Genomic DNA, 17,755 nt, shown 5'->3' with positions numbered 1-17,755 from the left:
CGAGGTTTTGCAGTCCGGCAGTACGCTTCCCGTCTGGTTTGCTGAAAGCAGCACTTCGAAGTGCTTCAAAACGCTTCGAAGAAGCGCATCAAACAGGTTGTGAAACCAGCGCTTCGATCAAATCAAGCACCCGCGCGCTCGCGTTTGGGTCGCAGCAGTCCACCACCACCCGCTCGTTCATGCTGCGCAGCCATGTGAGTTGCCGTTTGCACAATTGCCGCGTCGCAAACACGCCTTTGTCGCGCATGGTCGAGTAGTCGACGGTTCCATCGAGATATTCCCAGACCTGCCGGTAGCCGACGCAACGCATCGACGGCATCTCGGGTGATAAATCTCCGCGTTCGCGCAGCTTCACCACTTCCTCGACAAAGCCGTTTGCCAGCATGGCATCGAAACGCCGCTCGATGCGCGCATGCAGCACGCTTCGGTCCGAAGGCTCCAGTGCGATCGGCGCAAAGCGCCACTGCGCCGCGGCGTCGTCGATGCGAGCGGGCGCGGCCAGCAGTGCGGACATCGCTTGACCCGTCAGCATGAACACTTCGAGCGCGCGCTGGATTCGCTGCGAATCGTTGGGCGCGAGGCGCGCGGCAGTCGCCGGATCGACGGCAGCGAGGCGCGCGTGCAGCGCGGGCCAGCCATCGCGCGCAGCGTCGGCGTCGAGTTGCGCGCGTACATTCGCGTCGGCGGCGGGCAAGTCGTTGAGCCCTTGCGTGAGCGCCTTGTAGTACAGCATCGTCCCACCGACCAGCAGCGGCAGCCGGCCGCGCGCGGTGATCTCTGCGGTCAGCCGGAGTGCGTCGGCGCGAAATTCAGCGGCGGAATAGGCGTCCGCGGGATCGACAATGTCGATCAGATGATGTGGGGCTACCGCACGCTCGTCGGCGGTAGGCTTTGCAGTGCCGATGTCCATCTCGCGATATACGAGCGCCGAATCGACGCTGATGATTTCGACCGGCCGCCGCGCGGCCAAGGCCAATGCAGCCGCGGTCTTGCCCGACGCAGTGGGGCCGAGCAGGCACGGAATAGGCGTTACGGTGCGTGCGGTCATGAGCGTGCCGGCGCTCGGCCATCGAGCCTGCAAAAGCGCACCGTCACTGTCCGCGCATGAACAGGCGGTCGAGATCGGAGAGCGTCAACTGATACCACGTGGGACGCCCGTGGTTGCACTGATCGGCGCGCTCGGTCGCTTCCATCTGACGCAGCAGCGCGTTCATTTCGTCCAGTGTGAGACGCCGGTTCGCGCGCACCGCGTGATGGCAGGCGAGCGTGCCGAGCAGTTCGTGCTGGCGCTCGGTCAAGACACGCGAGCCGCCGTAAGCATGCAGATCGGACAGCACCGCGCGCGCCAATACCTGAAGGTCGGCGTCTTTCAACAGCGCCGGCACCGCGCGGATGGCGAGGGTGGTCGGCGACAGCACGGCCAGGTCGAAGCCGAGTGCGTCGAGCGTATCGCGCTCTTCTTCCACTATGCCGATTTCGACGGGATCCGCTTGCATCGTCTGTGGAATCAGCAACGGCTGCACGGCAATCGTGCGGTCGGCGAGCGCGTTCTTGAACTGCTCGTAAAGGATGCGCTCGTGCGCGGCGTGCATATCGACGATCACGAGTCCATGCGCGTTCTGCGCAAGCACATAGATGCCGTGAATCTGGCCGAGGGCGAAGCCGAGCGGCTGGTCGTCGGCGGAGTTGAACGCGGGCGGCGCGTAGGGCGCCGACGCGTTGTAGGGCGACGGGCCTTCGGCGGCGGAGTCGCGCGCTTCGAAAAGCGTCGCGCCTTGCGGAGTTCCGGCGATGGTGTCCTTGCGGCCGAACAACGCGTCATAGAATGCGAGCGGTTGCGCGACTGGCAGCGTGCCCTGCGTCATGCGGGACTGGCGCATCCACGTATTGCCGGTTTGGGGCGCGTTGAAGCCGCCGCCCGCCGATCCTGGTGTGCCGTTCGAGCTAAAGCTGCCGCCAAAGCTACCCGCACCGGAAGCGCCGAACCCCGCACCGCCGACACCTCCCGGCGACGCCCCGAACGAAACCGCTCCGTCCGCCGACGCTTGCAGATGCGCCGCGTGCCCGCCTGCGGTCGTCTCCGGTGACGCGCCCGCATGGCGCGCGAGCGCACGCTGGACCGCGTGGAAAACGAACTGATGAATCGAGCGCGAATCGCGGAAACGCACTTCTATCTTCGACGGATGCACGTTCACGTCGACCGCTTCGGGCGGCAGATCGAGAAACAGCACATACGACGGGTAACGGTCGCCATGCAGCACGTCTTCATAAGCGGCGCGCACCGCGTGCGTGAGCAGCTTGTCTCGCACGAAACGGCCATTGACGAAGAAGTACTGCTGATCGGAGCGTCCGCGGCTTGCGGTTGGCAAACCCGCGCAACCGTAGACGGCGAGCGGACCGGCGGATTCGTCGAGCGGCAGATGAGCCGTCGCGAAAGTTTCGCCCAGTATCTTCGCGACTCGCGCGGGCGGTTCGCTCGCGTTCCAATGTTCGACGGCCTTGCCGTTGTGCAGGACCGAAATGGCGACGTCCGGTCGCGCCAGCGCGGCACGGCGAATCTGTTCGAGACAATGGCCGAGTTCGGTCTGTTCGCTTTTCAGGAATTTGCGGCGCGCGGGGGTGTTGAAGTACAACTCGCGCACTTCGATGGTGGTGCCTTGCGTGCCCGCAGCCGGGCTCAGCACGCCGGTTTGTGCATCGACGCGCACTGCATGCGGCGCATCGGCCGTGCGGCTCGTGATGGTCATTTGCGCGACCGACGCGATCGAGGCGAGCGCCTCGCCGCGAAACCCAAGCGTCGCCACTGCCTCGAGTTCGGCGAGCGAGCGGATCTTGCTGGTCGCGTGGCGCATCAACGCGAGCGCAAGTTCGTTCTCGGGAATGCCGCAGCCGTCGTCAGTGATCGAAATACGTTTGACGCCGCCTTCGTCCAGCATGATGCGCAGCGTCTGCGCGCCGGCGTCGAGCGCGTTTTCCAGCAGCTCCTTCACGACCGATGCGGGCCGCTCGACCACTTCGCCGGCGGCAATCTGGCTGATGAGCTGATCGGGCAGCGGCAGGATTGCCCGCAGCGGGCGCAGAGCCGGCGTGGCGGCGGCAGCGGCCGTGGCGTCGACAGGCGTTTCGGAAAATTCGGACATGGCGAAATTATAGCGATTCGGCGCGGCGGTCCTGAAATGGCGGAAACGTGCCGGAGATTTTCGAAGTTCGCCCGGGCACTTTCTGTATCATGACGCGGTCAACTGGGGCGGCGAGCAAGTGCTCACTGCTATCCCGCTGGTCTGCTGCCGACCTTCCCGCCACGTTCACTCTTGCCTCATAAAGGACGCTTTTTGGACACGCTGCTACATCTAGCCAATCTTGTGCTGCACATCGACAAGTTCCTGGGAGAATTCATCCACGTGTACGGCGCCTGGGTTTATGCGGTGCTGTTCCTGATCGTGTTCTCCGAAACGGGGCTTGTGATCCTGCCGTTTCTGCCGGGAGACTCGTTGCTGTTTATCGGCGGGGCATTCTGCGCGTCCGGGCAGATGAATCTCGGTCTGCTGATCCTGCTGCTGTTCGTCGCGGCGACTACGGGCAATACCGTCAACTATATGGTCGGGCGAGCTATTGGGCCGAAGGTTTTCAATTCGCGTATTCCATTGCTCGAGCGTTTTCTCGACCGGCGCGCGCTGCAGAGAACTCACGACTTCTACGAGAAGCATGGCGGCAAGACCATCGTGCTCGCGCGCTTCATTCCGGTTGTGCGCACGTTTGCGCCGTTTGTCGCGGGTGCTTCGGAAATGACGGTTAGCCGGTTTCAGCTGTTCAATGTGGCCGGCGCGCTGTTGTGGGTATTGCTGCTTGTCCTGCTGGGATATTTCTTCGGCAATATTCCGTTTATCCGCCAATATCTGAATGTGATCGTCCTGGTCGGGATCGGCGCCGCGGTTGTGCCGGTCATGCTCGGCGCGCTCTGGAAGATGATGCGCAAGAGTGCGTCGAAGCCCAGCTAACGCTGGTTCGCGCAGTCAGCCCGCTGAAGTTGTCGATTTGACAAACGGCGTCGCGTAAATCGTGACGCCGTTTTTTTATACGTGCGCGGCCACTCGCCTGCATGCGCGCTCACGTCACTGCACGCGGCGCGAGCGGGGTTTCCGGCGTCGGGTAGCCGGCCTCGCGAAATGTCTGAATGATCGCGCGGTTAGTGTCGAAGTACACCTGCCAGTAATGCTCATTGTGTGCGTAGGGTCGCACGCAAAGCAGCGGTCCTTCGGGCGTGAAGCTCAGCACTTCGACATCGGGTGCGGGGCTTTCCGCGACGTTCGGTATTTCCGCGATGGCGGCCTTCAGCCGGTTCATCGCGTCCGTCGCGTCGACGCCGTTCGCGATCTTCGCTGTCAGCTCGACCCGCCGCACCGGCAGCACGCTGTAATTGGAAATCGTGTCGGCGAAGATCTTGTTGTTGCCGATGATCGTCGTCACGTTATCCGGCGTGACGATGGTCGTGCCGAACAGACCGAGTTCAGAGACGGTGCCCGTGACGCCGCCCGCGGTCACGAAGTCGCCGACCTTGAACGGCCGCAACACCTGCATGAAGATGCCGGCCGCGAAGTGCGCGAGCAGTCCGCCCCACGCCGTGCCGATCGCGAGCCCGAGGCCGGCGAGAAGCGCCGCGAATGAAGTGGTCTGTACGCCGAACACCTGCAAGATCGCGAGGATCAGAAGCAGGTTCAATAGCGCGCCGAGTATGGAGCCGAGGTAATGGGCGAGCGTGGGGTCGACGCGGCTGTTGCGCGTTAGCACTGCGCGCAGCAAGCGGGTAATGAGTCCAATGATCCAGCGGCCGACGATCCACAAGACGATCGCACCGAGCACCTTGACACCGAGGTCGATGCCCCGGGTCATCATGAAAACGCGTACGGTTTCGAAATCCAAGATGTTCCCCAATCGGTGAACTTCGTCTGGTTGATTTACGACGTGACGCGATACTGCGGGGGCGCGCCCGTATGGGCGCAAACTCGACCTGATAACACCTGGTCTTGGGGAGTTATAGGTGAAGGCACGAAGGTCCGCAAGGACCGTTCCCGCGGCGCCTCACGCTCGCGGGACGCTTTTTACATCGGCAGATGGGAGTCGGAGTAGGGCGAGGTCGGAATGACCAGCGTTTTGCCTAACGTTGATTTGGCGGGTCGGTTCGCGCGACCAAAGCTGCGCCACGCAAATGCCGCGACGATTGCGAGCGCGTATGCGGCGCCGCGTACAAAAAACGCCGACGGCGTGCTGAACTGGCCGTAGCGTGTGCGAGCGTCGGCGAAAACCAGGAAAGTGAGGGCTGCATCGAGCAGCATGGCGGCGAGCGCGAGCGCGGAAAACACGCGAGAGCCGTCTAGCGCGGCGCCCGGTATCAGGCAATTACACCCATTGCACGCGACAAGCACGATCGCCAGCAACGCAAGATTCGAGGCGAGATCGAACAGAAAATTGGTCATATCGATGGAATGAAAGCGCCGCAGGTTGCGGTGTTGCGGAAGTGTCTGCGTCCGTCGGTTGTCAGCGGATCGGCAGACGGCGGCGATCATTGCACGTCTTTATGTCTCAATAAATGCTCACGTTCGCAGTCCGTAGCGTTGTCGGAATGTGCGAGGTCTTGCGTGAGAAAAGTCGGAGGCGTTACGAGAAATCTCAGCGAGCCTTTAGGCTGTTTCGCTTTGGACTTTCGCTTCGGACTTTCGCTTTGTAGTTTGCGCTTCTGCCTGACGACGAGATTGTTGCCAAGAGACTGGAGACGGAGAGCGCCGCAAAGAAACTGCGGCACAAAAAGAAAAGGGCTCACGACGCTGACGCGTGTAAGCCCTCGAATCTTTTGGTAGGCCGTACGGGATTCGAACCTGTGACCAACGGATTAAAAGTCCGCTGCTCTACCAGCTGAGCTAACGACCCAAAAGAGAAGCGAAATTATAGCGATAGCCCCGGATGACTGTCAACCCGTTCTGAGCAATCCGATGTTGACGGTTAGTGCTGTCCAGATAGTGAAAAGCCCGGGGCATGAAGACCCGGGCTTTTCAGCGAGAGGCGCGCGTGACCATCTTTTTGGCCTTCACGGACACTGCGCGTTACTGCCAACTACCCGACAGTACTACGACTACTTGATCTGCGACAGCTTGCTTTGCGCCGACTGCGCGACCTCGGAGCCGCCGTATTGCGCGACGATCTGCTCGAGCGTCTTCTTGGCCGCGGCCTTCTGACCTTGCTCGAGCTGATTGTTCGCGATTGCCATCAATGCCTCAGGCGCGCGCGGATGCTGCGGATAGTTCTTCACTACACCCTGCCAGGTCGCCGTCGAGCCCTTGTAATCGCGCAGCGCATACAGCGCGTTGCCGAGCCAGTACTGCGCGGTTGGCTGATAGGGGCTGTTCGGATACTTGGAGATGAAGCTGCGGAACGACGCCGCCGCATTCTTGAAGTCGCCGTTGCGGAACTGCTGTGAAGCCGCATTGAACGATTCCGTTTCGCCCGGCTGGACCTCGCCCTGAACGCCATCCACCGTTTGTTGCTGCGGCTCGAATTTCTTCAGGCGCGTGTCCAGATCGGTGTAGTAGTCCTTTTGCTGTTTTTGCAGCGTGGCGAGCTGATTGGCCATGTCCTCGTTCTGTCCGCGCAGCGTCGCGACCTGTTGATTCATCTGGTCGAGACGGTTGGACTGATCGAGGATCGTGCGCTGCGCTGCCGACAACTGGCTCGACAGGCTGTCAGTCTTCGCCCGAAGATCGAGAATGGCCTGACGGGCCTGATCGTCGTCGAAGATACCGGCGTGCGCCGGCACAGCCGTGAAGACCGTGCCTGCTACGCAGGCCGCTGCGGCAAATCGCAGCCAGGAGAAACGATGCGTCATACGGCTCATCACCTGTTACTTACTGTTGGTACACGAGATCGGCGCGGCGGTTCTGTGCCCACGACGATTCGTCATGACCGGTAGCTTGCGGCTTTTCCTTGCCGAGGCTCACGGCTTCCATTTGCGAGTCGGTCACGCCCATCAGCGACAGCGAACGACGCACCGCTTCAGCACGCTTCTGGCCGAGTGCCAGGTTGTACTCGCTCGTGCCGCGCTCGTCCGTGTTGCCCTGAATCAGCACGTGACGTTGCGGATGGCTCTTCAGATACTGCGAGTGTTGTTGCAGCAGCGACTGATAGTCGTCCTTCACCGAGTAGCTGTCGAAGTCGAAGTAAATGCTGCGCTTTGCGAGCGGGCTGTTCGGATCGTTCAGCGGGTCGACGTTCACTTGCGCGACGTCGTTCGGGTTCGGTTGCGTCGAGACGGCACCGCCCTTGTTTGCGTTTTCGTCGAGCTTGACGCCCGAATGACATGCGGCCAGTGCACCGACCATGAGGACTGCGAATGCGAAGCGAAGTTTAGACATCATTTTTTACTCTCCTTGTGTTATTGCATCAACGTTATTGCATGAAAGGGCCCCAGGACGGCTCACGTACGCTGCCGCCCTGCACTGACAGGACCTGCCGGGTGCGACCGTCGGTCGAAACCGCAGCCAATACGCCACGGCCGTTCACCTGAGTGGCGTAAAGAATGTACTGACCGTTCGCCGCGAAGCTCGGCGATTCGTCATGTGTCGTGTCCGTCAGGCCCGTGGCGGTTCCACCTTGCAGGTCCTGGATATACAGCTTGAAGCCTCCGCCGACGCGCGAAATATACGCGAGTTGCTTGCCGTCCGGGCTCACGCGCGGACTGGTGTTGTAGCTGCCGGTAAACGTGACCCGTTGTGCCGCGCCGGCGCTTTCACCCTGCGCCGACATCTTGTAGATCTGCGGTTGGCCGCCGCGATCGCTCGTGAAATAGATCGTCTGGCCGTCTGGCGAGAAGGTCGGCTCCGTGTCGATCGAGCTGCCTTGCGTCAGACGGCGCATGCCAGTGCCGTCCGCATTGACGGCGAAGATTTGCGTGTTACCGGTGCGCGAGAGCGCCACGGCGAGCGTGCGTCCGTCCGGCGACCATGCCGGCGCGCTGTTATTGCCTTTCTGGTCCGAAACGACAATGCGGCGCCCCGTGGGCAGATCGTGGATATAGACGATCGGCTTCTTCTTCTCGAACGATACGTAAGCCACCTTGGTGCCATCAGGCGACCACGCCGGCGAGATGATCGGCTCGGGGCTCGACAGCGCGATGTGCGCGTCCTGGCCGTCCGAATCCGAGATTTGCAACTGATAACGGTTGCCGGTCTTGATGACATACGACAGCCGCGTGGCGAACACGCCGCGGCCGCCCATCAGCTTGGCGTAAATGTAGTCGGCCACCTTGTGCGCGCTCATACGCAGGCCGCTTTCGGGGCTAACCAGCACGAGGCCGCCGAGGCTTTCGCCCTTGACCGTGTCGTACAGCTTGAAGCGCACTTCGTACTGGCCATTCGGCAGGCGGTTCACGCTGCCGGCGACGAACGCATTCGCGCCTTTGGCCTTCCAGCTGCCGAGGTCGACCGAAGCCGTTTCGGGAACCGGTGCCGAGCCTGCGTCGATATTGGTGAATTTGCCGCTGCGTTGCAGGTCCTGACGCACGATGGTGCTGACCTGTTGCGGCGAGTTCGCTTCATTGGCGAAGTTCGCCGTTGCGATCGGGAACTGGGTGGACCCGACGCCCGTCACGAGGACGTTGAGTTGCGCGTTCGCGGCGCCGCCGACGGCGATCAGGCACGACGCTACAAGTGTCCGCAGGCCTAGCTTGGTCATCAAACTCATGCTGTATGGATTCCCCAAAAAACGGTTTTACTAAAGCTTCGCGACAGCAGACAGACCGGAAAACAACTAATTCGTTCCCGAGCACGCCGCGCCGGGCGGGGCGCTGGGTCTGCTGTCAAGTTACTGTCAGGCTTTCATCAACCTGCCGGTCGCAACGTAATTCTGAAGCTCGCGGGCGTCTTGCCGTCAATGTCCTGAGGCATTGGGTCCGAACGCTGAACGGCTCGCAACGCCGCGTCGTCCCACGCGGAATTGCCGCTGCTGTGAGCGATCGTTGCGCTCAACAGGGTGCCCGTTGGTGAACAACGAACGGCGATCACAGTCTCGAGGCCCTCCGTCTCACCACCCCACGAAATGTTCGGCCGCACCACGCGACGCACCTTGTCGGCGTAACCCGGCGATGCCGCATTGCCACCCGAGCCGCTGCCTGTGCCGCTCTTGCCAAGGCCATTGCCAGTCGAGCCCGGAGGCCCGGCCATGCCTTGCATCTGTGCGAGGCGCGCACGGCGTTCGGCGTCGACCTTCTTCGCTTGCGCCGCTGCTTCGGCTTGTGCGGCTTGTGCCTTCGCCTTCGCCGCCTTTTGCGCGTCCGCCTTTTTCTGCGCTTCGGCCTCAGCCTGCTTTTGCTGCTCCTGCTGCTGTTCCTTCAACTGCTGCTGCTTTTGCTGCTCGGCCAACTGCTGTTGCTTGAGCTTTTCCGCCTGCTGCTGTTGTTGCTTCTGCTTCGCGGCGGCCGCCTTCTGGGCAGCCAGTTGCGCCGCCTGTTCGGCCAACTGCTGCTGACGCTTCGCCTCGGCTTCCTGCTGAGCCTGCAGCTTCTCCTGACGTTGCTGTTCTGCGAGTTGCGCCTGACGAGCCGCTTCCTGTTGCTTGCGTTTCTTTTCCTGCAGCGCGATGTCGGCCTGTTCGTCCGCCACCGGCGGTGCAGGGACGACGGGGGCGGGCGGCGGCGGCGCCACGCGCGGGATCGCGCTGTCGGGCACTTCTGTCCACAGTTCCGCTTCGGCGCCTTCAGGCGTGCTGTTCTGCCACTGAATGCCGTGATACAGGAAGAACCCGAGCAGCGCATGCATCACCAGCGCGAACGCAAAGGCTCGCCCGGTGCCGCGTTCACGCGGTGGCTGGAGCGGATAGTCGGTGTTCTTACGGATCATTGCGATTTGACGAGCAATCCAACGCGTTTGACGCCCCGTGCCTTCAGCTCGGACATCACGTTCATCACGACTTCATACTTCACGGTCTTATCGGCGGCGATCACGACAGGCTGATCGGGATGCGACCGTGCGCGGTCGGCGATGAAACCGTTGAGGCCCGCTTTCGTCACGTCCTCCTGCTGCTGCGCGCCGGAGTCGTCCTTGTATTTGACGCTCATGTTGCCGTCCGCGCGAATGTTGACGATCACTGGCGGCGTTTGCTGTTGCGGCGCTGCGCCACCGACGGTCGGCAGATTGACGATGGACGGCGCGACTAGCGGCGCGGTCACCATGAAGATGACGAGCAGCACGAGCATCACGTCGATATACGGCACGACGTTGATGTCGGACATCGCGCGGCGCGAGCGGCCGCCGCGCATGCTGGAGGAGCGAGAGCCTGCCATCGTGGACTCCTTAGTGCGCCTGGCGCTGCAAGATGTTCGAGAACTCTTCGATGAACGTCTCGAAGCGGATCGCCAGACGGTCGATGTCGTGCGCGTAGCGGTTATATGCGACCACGGCCGGGATCGCGGCGAACAGGCCGATCGCGGTTGCGGTCAGCGCTTCGGCGATGCCCGGCGCCACGTTCGCAAGCGTGGCCTGCTGCACGTTGGCGAGTCCGCGAAACGCATTCATGATCCCCCACACCGTGCCGAACAAACCGATATACGGGCTGACTGAACCGACCGACGCGAGAAACGCGAGGTTCGCTTCGAGCACGTCCATTTCACGCTGGAACGCCGCACGCATTGCACGGCGCGCGCCGTCGAGAATCGCACCCGGGTCGTTCAGGCGTTTTTCCTTGCCCTTGAGGAATTCGCGCATGCCTGACTCGAAAATGCGTTCAAGCGCGCCGATGGTGTGACGGTTATTGGCAGCGCTCTGATACAGCGCCTGCAGGTCGCCGCCCGACCAGAAATCGCGTTCGAAACGCTCAGTCTGCGCGCGGGCGCGGCGGATCGCAAACCACTTGCGGAAGATGAAAGTCCACGAGAGCAATGACAGCAACAGCAGGAGCGCCATGACGGCCTGCGCCAGCAGGCTCGCGTTGAGTACGAGAGAAACGATCGACAGATCTTGTGTAGTGTTCATAAAAGGTTCGTTTTATCGTCCCGAAAGGGGCGTCCGGCTTTGCAAGGCCACACGAAGCTTGCCGTGAGCAAAACGGAAGCATCGGCGGTATTGCAAGCCGAACCATGCTTTTGTGCTGCTTGGTCGATGCGAGTTCACTGGCCCCGTAACAGCGGGAGTCAGCATGCGTCCGTTGACACCCCGCCGTCGCGCACGGATGGTCCACGCCGCAAAGCTGCCAGGACCTGCGGCGGAATTGCGGCGGGGCGCAGCGCTGTGCGCTCCACGCAGCCGACCCGGATCGAGCCGGTAGCAAGCAGCGTGCCCTCGCGCCACGCTTCCTGCGCGAAGTCCACCGACGCTCTGCCGAGCCGTTCGATCCGGCTCACCACTTTGACGACGTCGTCGAGACGCGCGGGCGCCCGATAGTCGACTGCGGTGCTGCGGACGATGAAAATCGCGCCCGTTTCATCGGCGAGCCGATTCTGGTCGATGCCGCACGCGCGTAGCCATTCGGTGCGCGCCCGTTCAAAGAACTTCAGGTAATTCGCGTAAAACACGATGCCGCCGGCGTCGGTATCTTCGTAGTACACGCGGATGCCCCACGAATGGCCGATTTCCGTGCCTGGCTGGCTGGTCGTCATATTCATGCGGCGCATTTTACCGGATCGCACACTGCGAGGTCTGTTTCAAGATGTGCGCGCCGTCCGGCGGGCCTTTTAGCCGCGATGAATGGTCAAACCGGCGAACGATTGCGCCACTGGCATCAGTTCGATCGTATTGATGTTGACGTGTGCCGGGCGAGTGGCGATCCAGTAGATCGAATCGGCGATATCTTCGGCCGTCAGCGGTTGGACGTTTTCATAGACCTTGCCGGCCTTTTCGTCGTCGCCCCGAAAACGCACGTTCGAAAATTCGGTGCCGCCGCACAGGCCCGGCTCGATGTCGGTCACGCGAAGCGCGGTGCCTGCCAGGTCCGCGCGCAGGTTCAGGCTGAACTGGCGCACGAACGCCTTGGTGGCGCCGTAGACATTGCCGCCGGCATAAGGCCAGCGGCCGGCGACCGAGCCGAGGTTGAAAATATGGCCGCGGTTGCGCTCGACCATGCCGGGCAACAGCGCGTGCGTGACCTGGACTAGGCCGGTGCAGTTCGTTTCGATCATCGTCTGCCATTCGTCGAGGCTCGCCTTCTGCGCCGGCTCGACGCCCAGCGCGAGGCCGGCGTTGTTCACGAGCACGTCGATGGCGGCGAATCCGGCGGGCAAGGCTGCCGGGACCGCCTCCACGGCCGCGCGGTCCCGCACGTCCAGTTCGTAAGGCAGGAGGGCGTCGCCGAGTTCGTCGGCGAGCGCCTGCAGGCGGTCTTTGCGGCGGGCCGTGGCGACGACGCGATGGCCGCCCTTGACGAAGGCACGAGCGATGGCGGCGCCGAATCCTGCGGACGCACCGGTGACGAACACGATCATTACAGTTCCCTGGTCGGTAGAAGAGAAAGGCCCCAAGCCTACTTCCAATGCGGCGCTGCGGCAAGGATAGACGAGCCGGATGGATTGCGTCGCAAGACGTGCGCACAGGCTTCCTGGCGGGCCTTCGCGGGATGGCGCCGCGCTATGCTCCGCGCCTTCGGTGGCCTTCGTGCCGGCGCTCCGGGCGACGGCGGAAACCCGGTTGCCTATTCGATCCTCTTCCAATAAACTAACGCGCTCACCCCTGCGTGACTGGCGATAGAACCGATCCAACCAATCGGGTTCAAGGTGGAAAAACCCACCGTGAAGCGCAGGGTGCCGTTTTGCCGTTCGCCTGGGCAGCCGTGATCCGCGCGCATTAATTTGCGCTGACGGTGGCTGTCCTGCCTCGCGTGTGCGGCGACTCTCCTTTCGCCACGTCAGGGCTGGCCCAGCCGCCAGCAGCGCCGCGTACCCTCTACGCAAGATTCGGCGCACGATCCGGTCAACCTGAACACACTCAACGGAATCCGTATGTTTGACAGAGCCCAAAGCACCATCGCCAACGTCGACCCTGAACTCTGGAAGGTGATCGAGCAGGAAAACCGTCGTCAGGAAGAGCATATCGAACTGATCGCGTCGGAAAACTACACGAGCCCGGCTGTGATGGCTGCGCAAGGCTCGCAACTCACGAACAAGTACGCCGAAGGGTACCCGGGCAAGCGCTACTACGGCGGGTGCGAATATGTCGACGTGGCGGAGCAGCTCGCGATCGACCGCGTAAAGCAACTGTTCGGCGCGGAGGCTGCCAACGTGCAGCCGAACTCGGGCTCGCAGGCGAACCAGGGTGTGTTCTTCGCCATGCTCAAGCCGGGCGACACGATCATGGGCATGAGCCTCGCGCACGGCGGCCACCTGACGCACGGATCGCCCGTCAACATGTCGGGCAAGTGGTTCAACGTCGTGAGCTACGGCCTGAACGAAGCCGAAGACATCGACTACGACGCTGCCGAAAAGCTCGCCCAGGAACACAAACCGAAGCTGATTGTTGCCGGTGCGTCCGCATTCGCGCTGCGTATCGACTTCGAACGTCTGTCGGAAATCGCGAAGTCGATCGGCGCGTACTTCATGGTCGACATGGCGCACTACGCCGGTCTGATCGCCGCTGGCGTCTACCCGAATCCGGTGCCGCACGCGGACTTCGTGACCACCACCACGCACAAGAGCCTGCGCGGCCCGCGCGGCGGCGTGATCCTGATGAAGGCCGAATTCGAGAAGCAGATCAACTCGGCGATCTTCCCGGGCATTCAGGGCGGCCCGCTGATGCACGTGATCGCCGGTAAGGCGGTTGCGTTCAAGGAAGCGCTGTCGCCGGAATTCAAGGCTTACCAGCAACAAGTCGTTGAAAATGCCCGCGTGCTGGCGGAGACGCTCGTCAAGCGCGGTCTGCGCATCGTGTCGGGCCGTACTGAAAGCCACGTGATGCTGGTCGACCTGCGTGCGAAGAAGATCACCGGCAAGGCCGCGGAAGCCGCGCTCGGCGCCGCTCACATCACGGTCAACAAGAACGCGATTCCGAACGACCCGGAAAAGCCGTTTGTGACGAGCGGTATCCGTCTCGGCTCGCCGGCCATGACCACCCGCGGCTTCGGCATCAAGGAAGCGGAGCAGGTGGGTAACCTGATCGCCGACGTGCTGGACAACCCGGAAGACACAGCCACGATCGATCGCGTGCGCGGGCAGGTCGCGGAGTTGACGCAGCGTTTCCCGGTCTACCGCTAAGCCGCCATGCATTGCCCTTTCTGCCGTCACGCCGATACGCAGGTTGTCGACTCGCGTGTCTCCGAAGACGGCGCGACGATTCGCCGGCGCCGCCGCTGCCCGGCCTGCGACAAACGTTTCACGACGTATGAGCGGGTCGAGCTGGCGTTGCCCTCGGTCGTCAAGAAAGACGGCAGCCGTACCGAATTCGATCGCCGCAAAATTGTCGCAAGCATGCAACTGGCGCTGCGCAAGCGTCCGGTTGCAGCAGACGCGATCGACGCGGCCGTCGCCCGGATCGAGTACCAACTCCTTGGCAGCGGCGAGCGCGAGGTGCGCAGCGAGCGCCTCGGCGAACTCGTAATGAACGAGCTGCGCGCGCTCGACACCATTGCCTACGTTCGTTTCGCCTCTGTTTACCGGCGCTTTGAAGACGTCTCTGAATTTGAAGACGTGATCGAAGAGTTCCGCCACGCTTCTTCTCCTCCCAAGCCGTCGCGTAAGCGCTGAGCGCCCACGCGCCTCGCGTCGCGTCCGACTGCTCGTGTGTTGCCGCGTCGCTTCCCGTCTCTGCATTTCCCGCTCCGTCATGGTTCGTCGCGTGAATTCTTGCGCGCAATAGCGTCTGAATGCCACCTGGCCATTCGGCCGATTGTTGAGCCGCCCTCGAATTGCTAGATTCGCCGCATTCTTTGAAATGTTCAGGGATGCAGATGAAACAGCATGCAATCGCTTCGCCGCCGTGCGGCGGATTTACGCTTGTCGAAACGCTGGTCGTGGTCGCGCTGCTAGCGGTGATCGCGTTGGCGGCGACCCCATCCTTCGTAGCGTGGCAAGTGCGGGATCAGGTCGACGCCCGCGCAAAGGCGCTCATGTCGACGCTCGCGTATGCGCGCAGCGAGGCATTGCGTCGCGGCGCTCGCGTGACCGTATGCCGGACAGATGCGGCGCGGCACTGTCTTGCCCCCGGGCAACCGTGCGCCACTGGCACGACCGACTGGTCTTGCGGCTGGGCGGTATTGGCGGACCGAGCCGGCACCCTTACGCTGCTGCGCGCCCATTCCTCGCTTTCGTCGGTGAGCATCGTGGGTACTCAGACGAATCTGACGTTTACGCCGCCCGCGGGCCAATTGATCGGCACCTTCCGCAGTTTCGACATTGCACCGCGTGCGCCATCGGAAGCGACTCAGGGCGATAAGTGGCGGCGCTGCATCCGCATTGCGGCGGGTGGGCGGTCGCGGATCGTCGCAGGGGCGTGCGGGGCGGCGTCATGAGGCCGTTCATCAGACTATCTTTGGCGCAACCACCATCGCAGCGTTGCAGCAGCGAGTGCGGCGGCAGCTCGTTGATCGAAGTAATGCTGGCCGTCGCGGTGCTGGGGGTCACGGCGCTCGGTTTGATCGCCGGGCAATTGTGGACAGCGCGTGAGGCCCGAGCAATGTCGATGCGGGAACACGCCGCATGGATAGCCGATTCCGTGGCTGAGGCGATGTCCGCGACGTCGGGCAACGAGGCCGCGCTCGCGTCGTGGAACTCGCGAGCGGCAACACTGCTGCCGCGAGGCGACGCGTCGGTCGTCGCGACCGGTGGCGTGTCGGCGGCTCGAGTGACATGGGCGGCTTCGCAAAACTTGCCGCGCGCGAACGACGTGATCGACAAGCCTGAGCCTTGTGGCGGAGTGAACGCGCCCGTGGGCTTCTCATGTGTCGCGCTGGCGTTCGTCAAATGATGTCGCGTTTGCTTCGTGCGCGCGGTCATACGCTGGTCGAATTCGTTATTGCCGTTGCGCTGGGGCTCGTAGTGACTGCTGGCGTAGTGTCGCTTTACACGACACAGCGCGCAGCCTTTGAGCACGCGAACAATGCGCTGCGGATCCGCGAGGCCGGCTGGACGGCCCTGACCCTTGTCGGGCAGCAGTTGCAGATGGCGGGCTTCGTGCCGGCGGATGCCGCGCAATATCGCGCGCCGGCGCCGTTGTTCGGCTGTTCGGGGGGCCATCCCGCCGGCACGGATGACAGCCGTCTGACGTGCGAGACATTGCCTGGTAAATCAGACGGCGTGGCGGTGCGATATGTCGGCGACAACGTGTCGACGTGGCCGTCATCGACGGGACTGACAACGGACTGTCTCGGACAAGCCGTGACGAGCAGCAGCGCTGCGCTTGGCGAGCGCGGCGTGCCGGTGGTCAATCGCTTCTACGCCAAGGTGAGCGGCTCGACCGGCGAGCCGGAGCTTTATTGCGAAGGCAATGGCAAGACAGGCTCTGCGCAGCCGCTGGTCGAAGGCGTCGAGCGCGTGCGGATCAGGTACTGGCTGGCCGGCGCGGTCAATGCGATAGACGCGTCGGCGGTGATGGCCGACCAGTGGGCGAGCGTCGTAGCGGTCGATATTTGTGTGCTCGTGCGGGGCGCGCCGCAAGGGCAGCGCTCACGCTATCTGGATTGCGATGGCGTCAGCGGCATCGCGAGCGACTTGCGTCCGCGGCAAGCATTCTGGCGGCGGGTCGCGCTGCGTAACCACGTGGAGGCTGTTTCGTGACCTGCACACCAGGCAGCAAGGCGTGCCATTGCGTCGGTCAAGCGCTGCGCGGCTGCGGACAGCAATTGGTGGCGCCGAGGGTGGCGCCGAGGGCGGCGCCGAGCGGCCAGAGGCGCCGTGCTTCGCGCCTACGCCGCCGCACACCGCGCACGCGTTGCCGCGGCGCCGTGCTGCCCATCGTTCTGCTGATTTCGGCGATGTTGTTGGCGACATCGGCGGCCTGGTTCGAGGCATCGGTCGCGGCCGCGCGTAGCGCCGTCAATGTGCGCGACTACTCGCAGGCATTCCACGCTGCGGATTCGGCGTTGAACTTATGCGCCCGCAGCGTCGTTGCGGGCACGGGCATTGGCGCATTGGCGTCGCCGCCAGTCGCCCGTGAACCGACGCAGTGGAAAGTCGAAGCTGCGTTCGAAGCCGCGGCCGCGACACCTGTCGCGCAGTGGCCCGGGTCGCTGCGCGCGCCGCAATGCGTGGTCGAAGGATGGAGTCTGCCGGCTCGCCCCAATGCACGAGCGTACCTGCTCACATCGCGCGGCTTCGGCAAGAACAAGGACTCGCAGGTATGGCTGCAAATGGAACTGGTTATCGACGGCGACAGCATGGAACGCCATTGGCGGCGCGTCGCCGCACGGCCTTTTTAGAGGTGTTAACAGAATGACTTTTGCAGGTGTCGCCAGCATATGATGCAGCAGGCGATTCTGAGGAAAGCCTCGTGGATAATAGCGAGATGTTCGAAGCGGATGCGCAGTCGGCGGAAGTTGTGAAGCCACGAGATGGTCCGCTCCACAACCCAGCGTGTTTTGCCTAGCCCACTACCATGAGGCTGACCACGCCGAGCGATTTCGGTTGCAATGCCGGCGGCGTGCAGTGGACGTCGATACTTGTCGTGGTCGTAGCCCCTGTCGTCCTGAACGACCCGAGGCTTCGATAGTGGTCTGCCACGCTTGCCGCCGATCGGCGGGATTGCCTCGACCAGCGCTTGAAGTTGAGTGACGTCGTTACGGTTGGCGCCGGTCA

20 protein-coding genes, 1 tRNA gene and 1 riboswitch are annotated in these 17,755 nt (G+C 62.8%); of the genes, 7 read left to right on the top strand and 14 right to left on the bottom strand.

Annotated features, from left to right (window positions below; translation table 11 throughout):
- Positions 1-88: 88 nt before the first annotated feature.
- Positions 89-1,048 (bottom strand): tRNA (adenosine(37)-N6)-dimethylallyltransferase MiaA, encoded by a 960-nt coding sequence (gene miaA, locus JMY24_RS12885; protein WP_201702179.1) that lies wholly within the window; start codon positions 1,046-1,048, stop codon positions 89-91.
- A gap of 43 nt (positions 1,049-1,091) precedes the next feature.
- Positions 1,092-3,140: a DNA mismatch repair endonuclease MutL gene (mutL, locus tag JMY24_RS12880; protein WP_128594317.1), complete on the bottom strand. Its 2,049-nt coding sequence runs from the start codon at positions 3,138-3,140 to the stop codon at positions 1,092-1,094.
- A gap of 192 nt (positions 3,141-3,332) precedes the next feature.
- Here mutL and JMY24_RS12875 point away from each other — a divergent pair, with 192 nt between their 5' ends.
- Complete coding sequence (locus tag JMY24_RS12875; protein WP_128594318.1) at positions 3,333-3,998, top strand: VTT domain-containing protein; 666 nt, start codon at positions 3,333-3,335, stop codon at positions 3,996-3,998.
- Between the two features lie 109 nt (positions 3,999-4,107).
- Here the strand turns inward: JMY24_RS12875 and JMY24_RS12870 are convergent, their stop codons facing one another.
- From JMY24_RS12870 to ydfG, 11 genes are all read right to left on the bottom strand, one after another.
- Positions 4,108-4,920 (bottom strand): mechanosensitive ion channel family protein, encoded by an 813-nt coding sequence (locus tag JMY24_RS12870; protein ID WP_128594319.1) that lies wholly within the window; start codon positions 4,918-4,920, stop codon positions 4,108-4,110.
- 179 nt (positions 4,921-5,099) lie between these two features.
- Positions 5,100-5,474: a hypothetical protein gene (locus JMY24_RS12865; protein ID WP_201702178.1), complete on the bottom strand. Its 375-nt coding sequence runs from the start codon at positions 5,472-5,474 to the stop codon at positions 5,100-5,102.
- Between the two features lie 375 nt (positions 5,475-5,849).
- Positions 5,850-5,925 (bottom strand) — tRNA-Lys (locus tag JMY24_RS12860).
- 202 nt (positions 5,926-6,127) lie between these two features.
- The gene (gene ybgF, locus JMY24_RS12855; protein WP_128594320.1) at positions 6,128-6,877 is read right to left on the bottom strand and encodes a tol-pal system protein YbgF; all 750 of its coding nucleotides are present in this window, start codon (positions 6,875-6,877) and stop codon (positions 6,128-6,130) included.
- Positions 6,878-6,896: 19 nt separating this feature from the next.
- A complete protein-coding gene (gene pal, locus JMY24_RS12850) occupies positions 6,897-7,406 on the bottom strand; it encodes a peptidoglycan-associated lipoprotein Pal (protein ID WP_006047864.1) in 510 nt (169 codons plus the stop codon).
- Between the two features lie 31 nt (positions 7,407-7,437).
- The gene (gene tolB, locus JMY24_RS12845; protein WP_027799392.1) at positions 7,438-8,730 is read right to left on the bottom strand and encodes a Tol-Pal system beta propeller repeat protein TolB; all 1,293 of its coding nucleotides are present in this window, start codon (positions 8,728-8,730) and stop codon (positions 7,438-7,440) included.
- 137 nt (positions 8,731-8,867) lie between these two features.
- Positions 8,868-9,884: a cell envelope integrity protein TolA gene (gene tolA, locus JMY24_RS12840; protein WP_128594321.1), complete on the bottom strand. Its 1,017-nt coding sequence runs from the start codon at positions 9,882-9,884 to the stop codon at positions 8,868-8,870.
- The gene (gene tolR / locus JMY24_RS12835; protein ID WP_128594322.1) at positions 9,881-10,327 is read right to left on the bottom strand and encodes a protein TolR; all 447 of its coding nucleotides are present in this window, start codon (positions 10,325-10,327) and stop codon (positions 9,881-9,883) included. Before tolR ends, tolA begins: the two co-directional genes overlap by 4 nt.
- 10 nt (positions 10,328-10,337) lie before the next feature.
- On the bottom strand, positions 10,338-11,015 hold the full coding sequence (gene tolQ, locus JMY24_RS12830; RefSeq protein ID WP_006047860.1) for a protein TolQ: 678 nt from the start codon (positions 11,013-11,015) through the stop codon (positions 10,338-10,340).
- 158 nt (positions 11,016-11,173) lie between these two features.
- Entirely contained in the window at positions 11,174-11,653 is a 480-nt protein-coding gene (gene ybgC / locus JMY24_RS12825; protein ID WP_128590088.1) for a tol-pal system-associated acyl-CoA thioesterase, read from the bottom strand.
- A gap of 60 nt (positions 11,654-11,713) precedes the next feature.
- Positions 11,714-12,460: a bifunctional NADP-dependent 3-hydroxy acid dehydrogenase/3-hydroxypropionate dehydrogenase YdfG gene (gene ydfG / locus JMY24_RS12820; protein WP_201702177.1), complete on the bottom strand. Its 747-nt coding sequence runs from the start codon at positions 12,458-12,460 to the stop codon at positions 11,714-11,716.
- Positions 12,461-12,698: 238 nt separating this feature from the next.
- Positions 12,699-12,807: riboswitch (ZMP/ZTP riboswitch) on the top strand.
- A gap of 166 nt (positions 12,808-12,973) precedes the next feature.
- Here ydfG and glyA point away from each other — a divergent pair.
- The 6 genes from glyA to JMY24_RS12790 all read left to right on the top strand — a co-directional run bounded on the left by glyA (position 12,974) and on the right by JMY24_RS12790 (position 17,379).
- Positions 12,974-14,221: a serine hydroxymethyltransferase gene (glyA, locus tag JMY24_RS12815; protein ID WP_128594325.1), complete on the top strand. Its 1,248-nt coding sequence runs from the start codon at positions 12,974-12,976 to the stop codon at positions 14,219-14,221.
- Positions 14,222-14,227: 6 nt separating this feature from the next.
- A complete protein-coding gene (gene nrdR / locus JMY24_RS12810) occupies positions 14,228-14,710 on the top strand; it encodes a transcriptional regulator NrdR (protein WP_020069733.1) in 483 nt (160 codons plus the stop codon).
- Between the two features lie 203 nt (positions 14,711-14,913).
- Entirely contained in the window at positions 14,914-15,474 is a 561-nt protein-coding gene (locus tag JMY24_RS12805) for a GspH/FimT family pseudopilin (RefSeq protein ID WP_193424968.1), read from the top strand.
- Entirely contained in the window at positions 15,471-15,929 is a 459-nt protein-coding gene (locus JMY24_RS12800; protein ID WP_128594327.1) for a type IV pilus modification PilV family protein, read from the top strand. The genes JMY24_RS12805 and JMY24_RS12800 overlap by 4 nt, the downstream gene beginning before the upstream one ends.
- Positions 15,926-16,738 carry a PilW family protein gene (locus JMY24_RS12795; RefSeq protein ID WP_128594328.1) on the top strand — a complete coding sequence of 271 codons (813 nt, stop codon included), beginning with the start codon at positions 15,926-15,928 and terminating at the stop codon, positions 16,736-16,738. The genes JMY24_RS12800 and JMY24_RS12795 overlap by 4 nt, the downstream gene beginning before the upstream one ends.
- Before the next feature lie 167 nt (positions 16,739-16,905).
- The gene (locus JMY24_RS12790) at positions 16,906-17,379 is read left to right on the top strand and encodes a pilus assembly PilX family protein (RefSeq protein ID WP_128594329.1); all 474 of its coding nucleotides are present in this window, start codon (positions 16,906-16,908) and stop codon (positions 17,377-17,379) included.
- Positions 17,380-17,384: 5 nt separating this feature from the next.
- On the opposite strand, the gene JMY24_RS12785 is transcribed toward JMY24_RS12790, so the two are convergent.
- Positions 17,385-17,755: transposase (locus tag JMY24_RS12785; protein WP_201702176.1), on the bottom strand; the 371-nt coding region annotated here is incomplete at its 5' end.

Origin of the sequence: Paraburkholderia kirstenboschensis, from assembly GCF_904848585.1 — a bacterium.
In the GTDB taxonomy this organism is placed as follows: Bacteria; Pseudomonadota; Gammaproteobacteria; order Burkholderiales; family Burkholderiaceae; genus Paraburkholderia; species Paraburkholderia kirstenboschensis.
The sequence above is the reverse complement of the archived record's forward strand: the minus strand, read 5'-3'. Positions and strand labels throughout refer to the sequence as shown.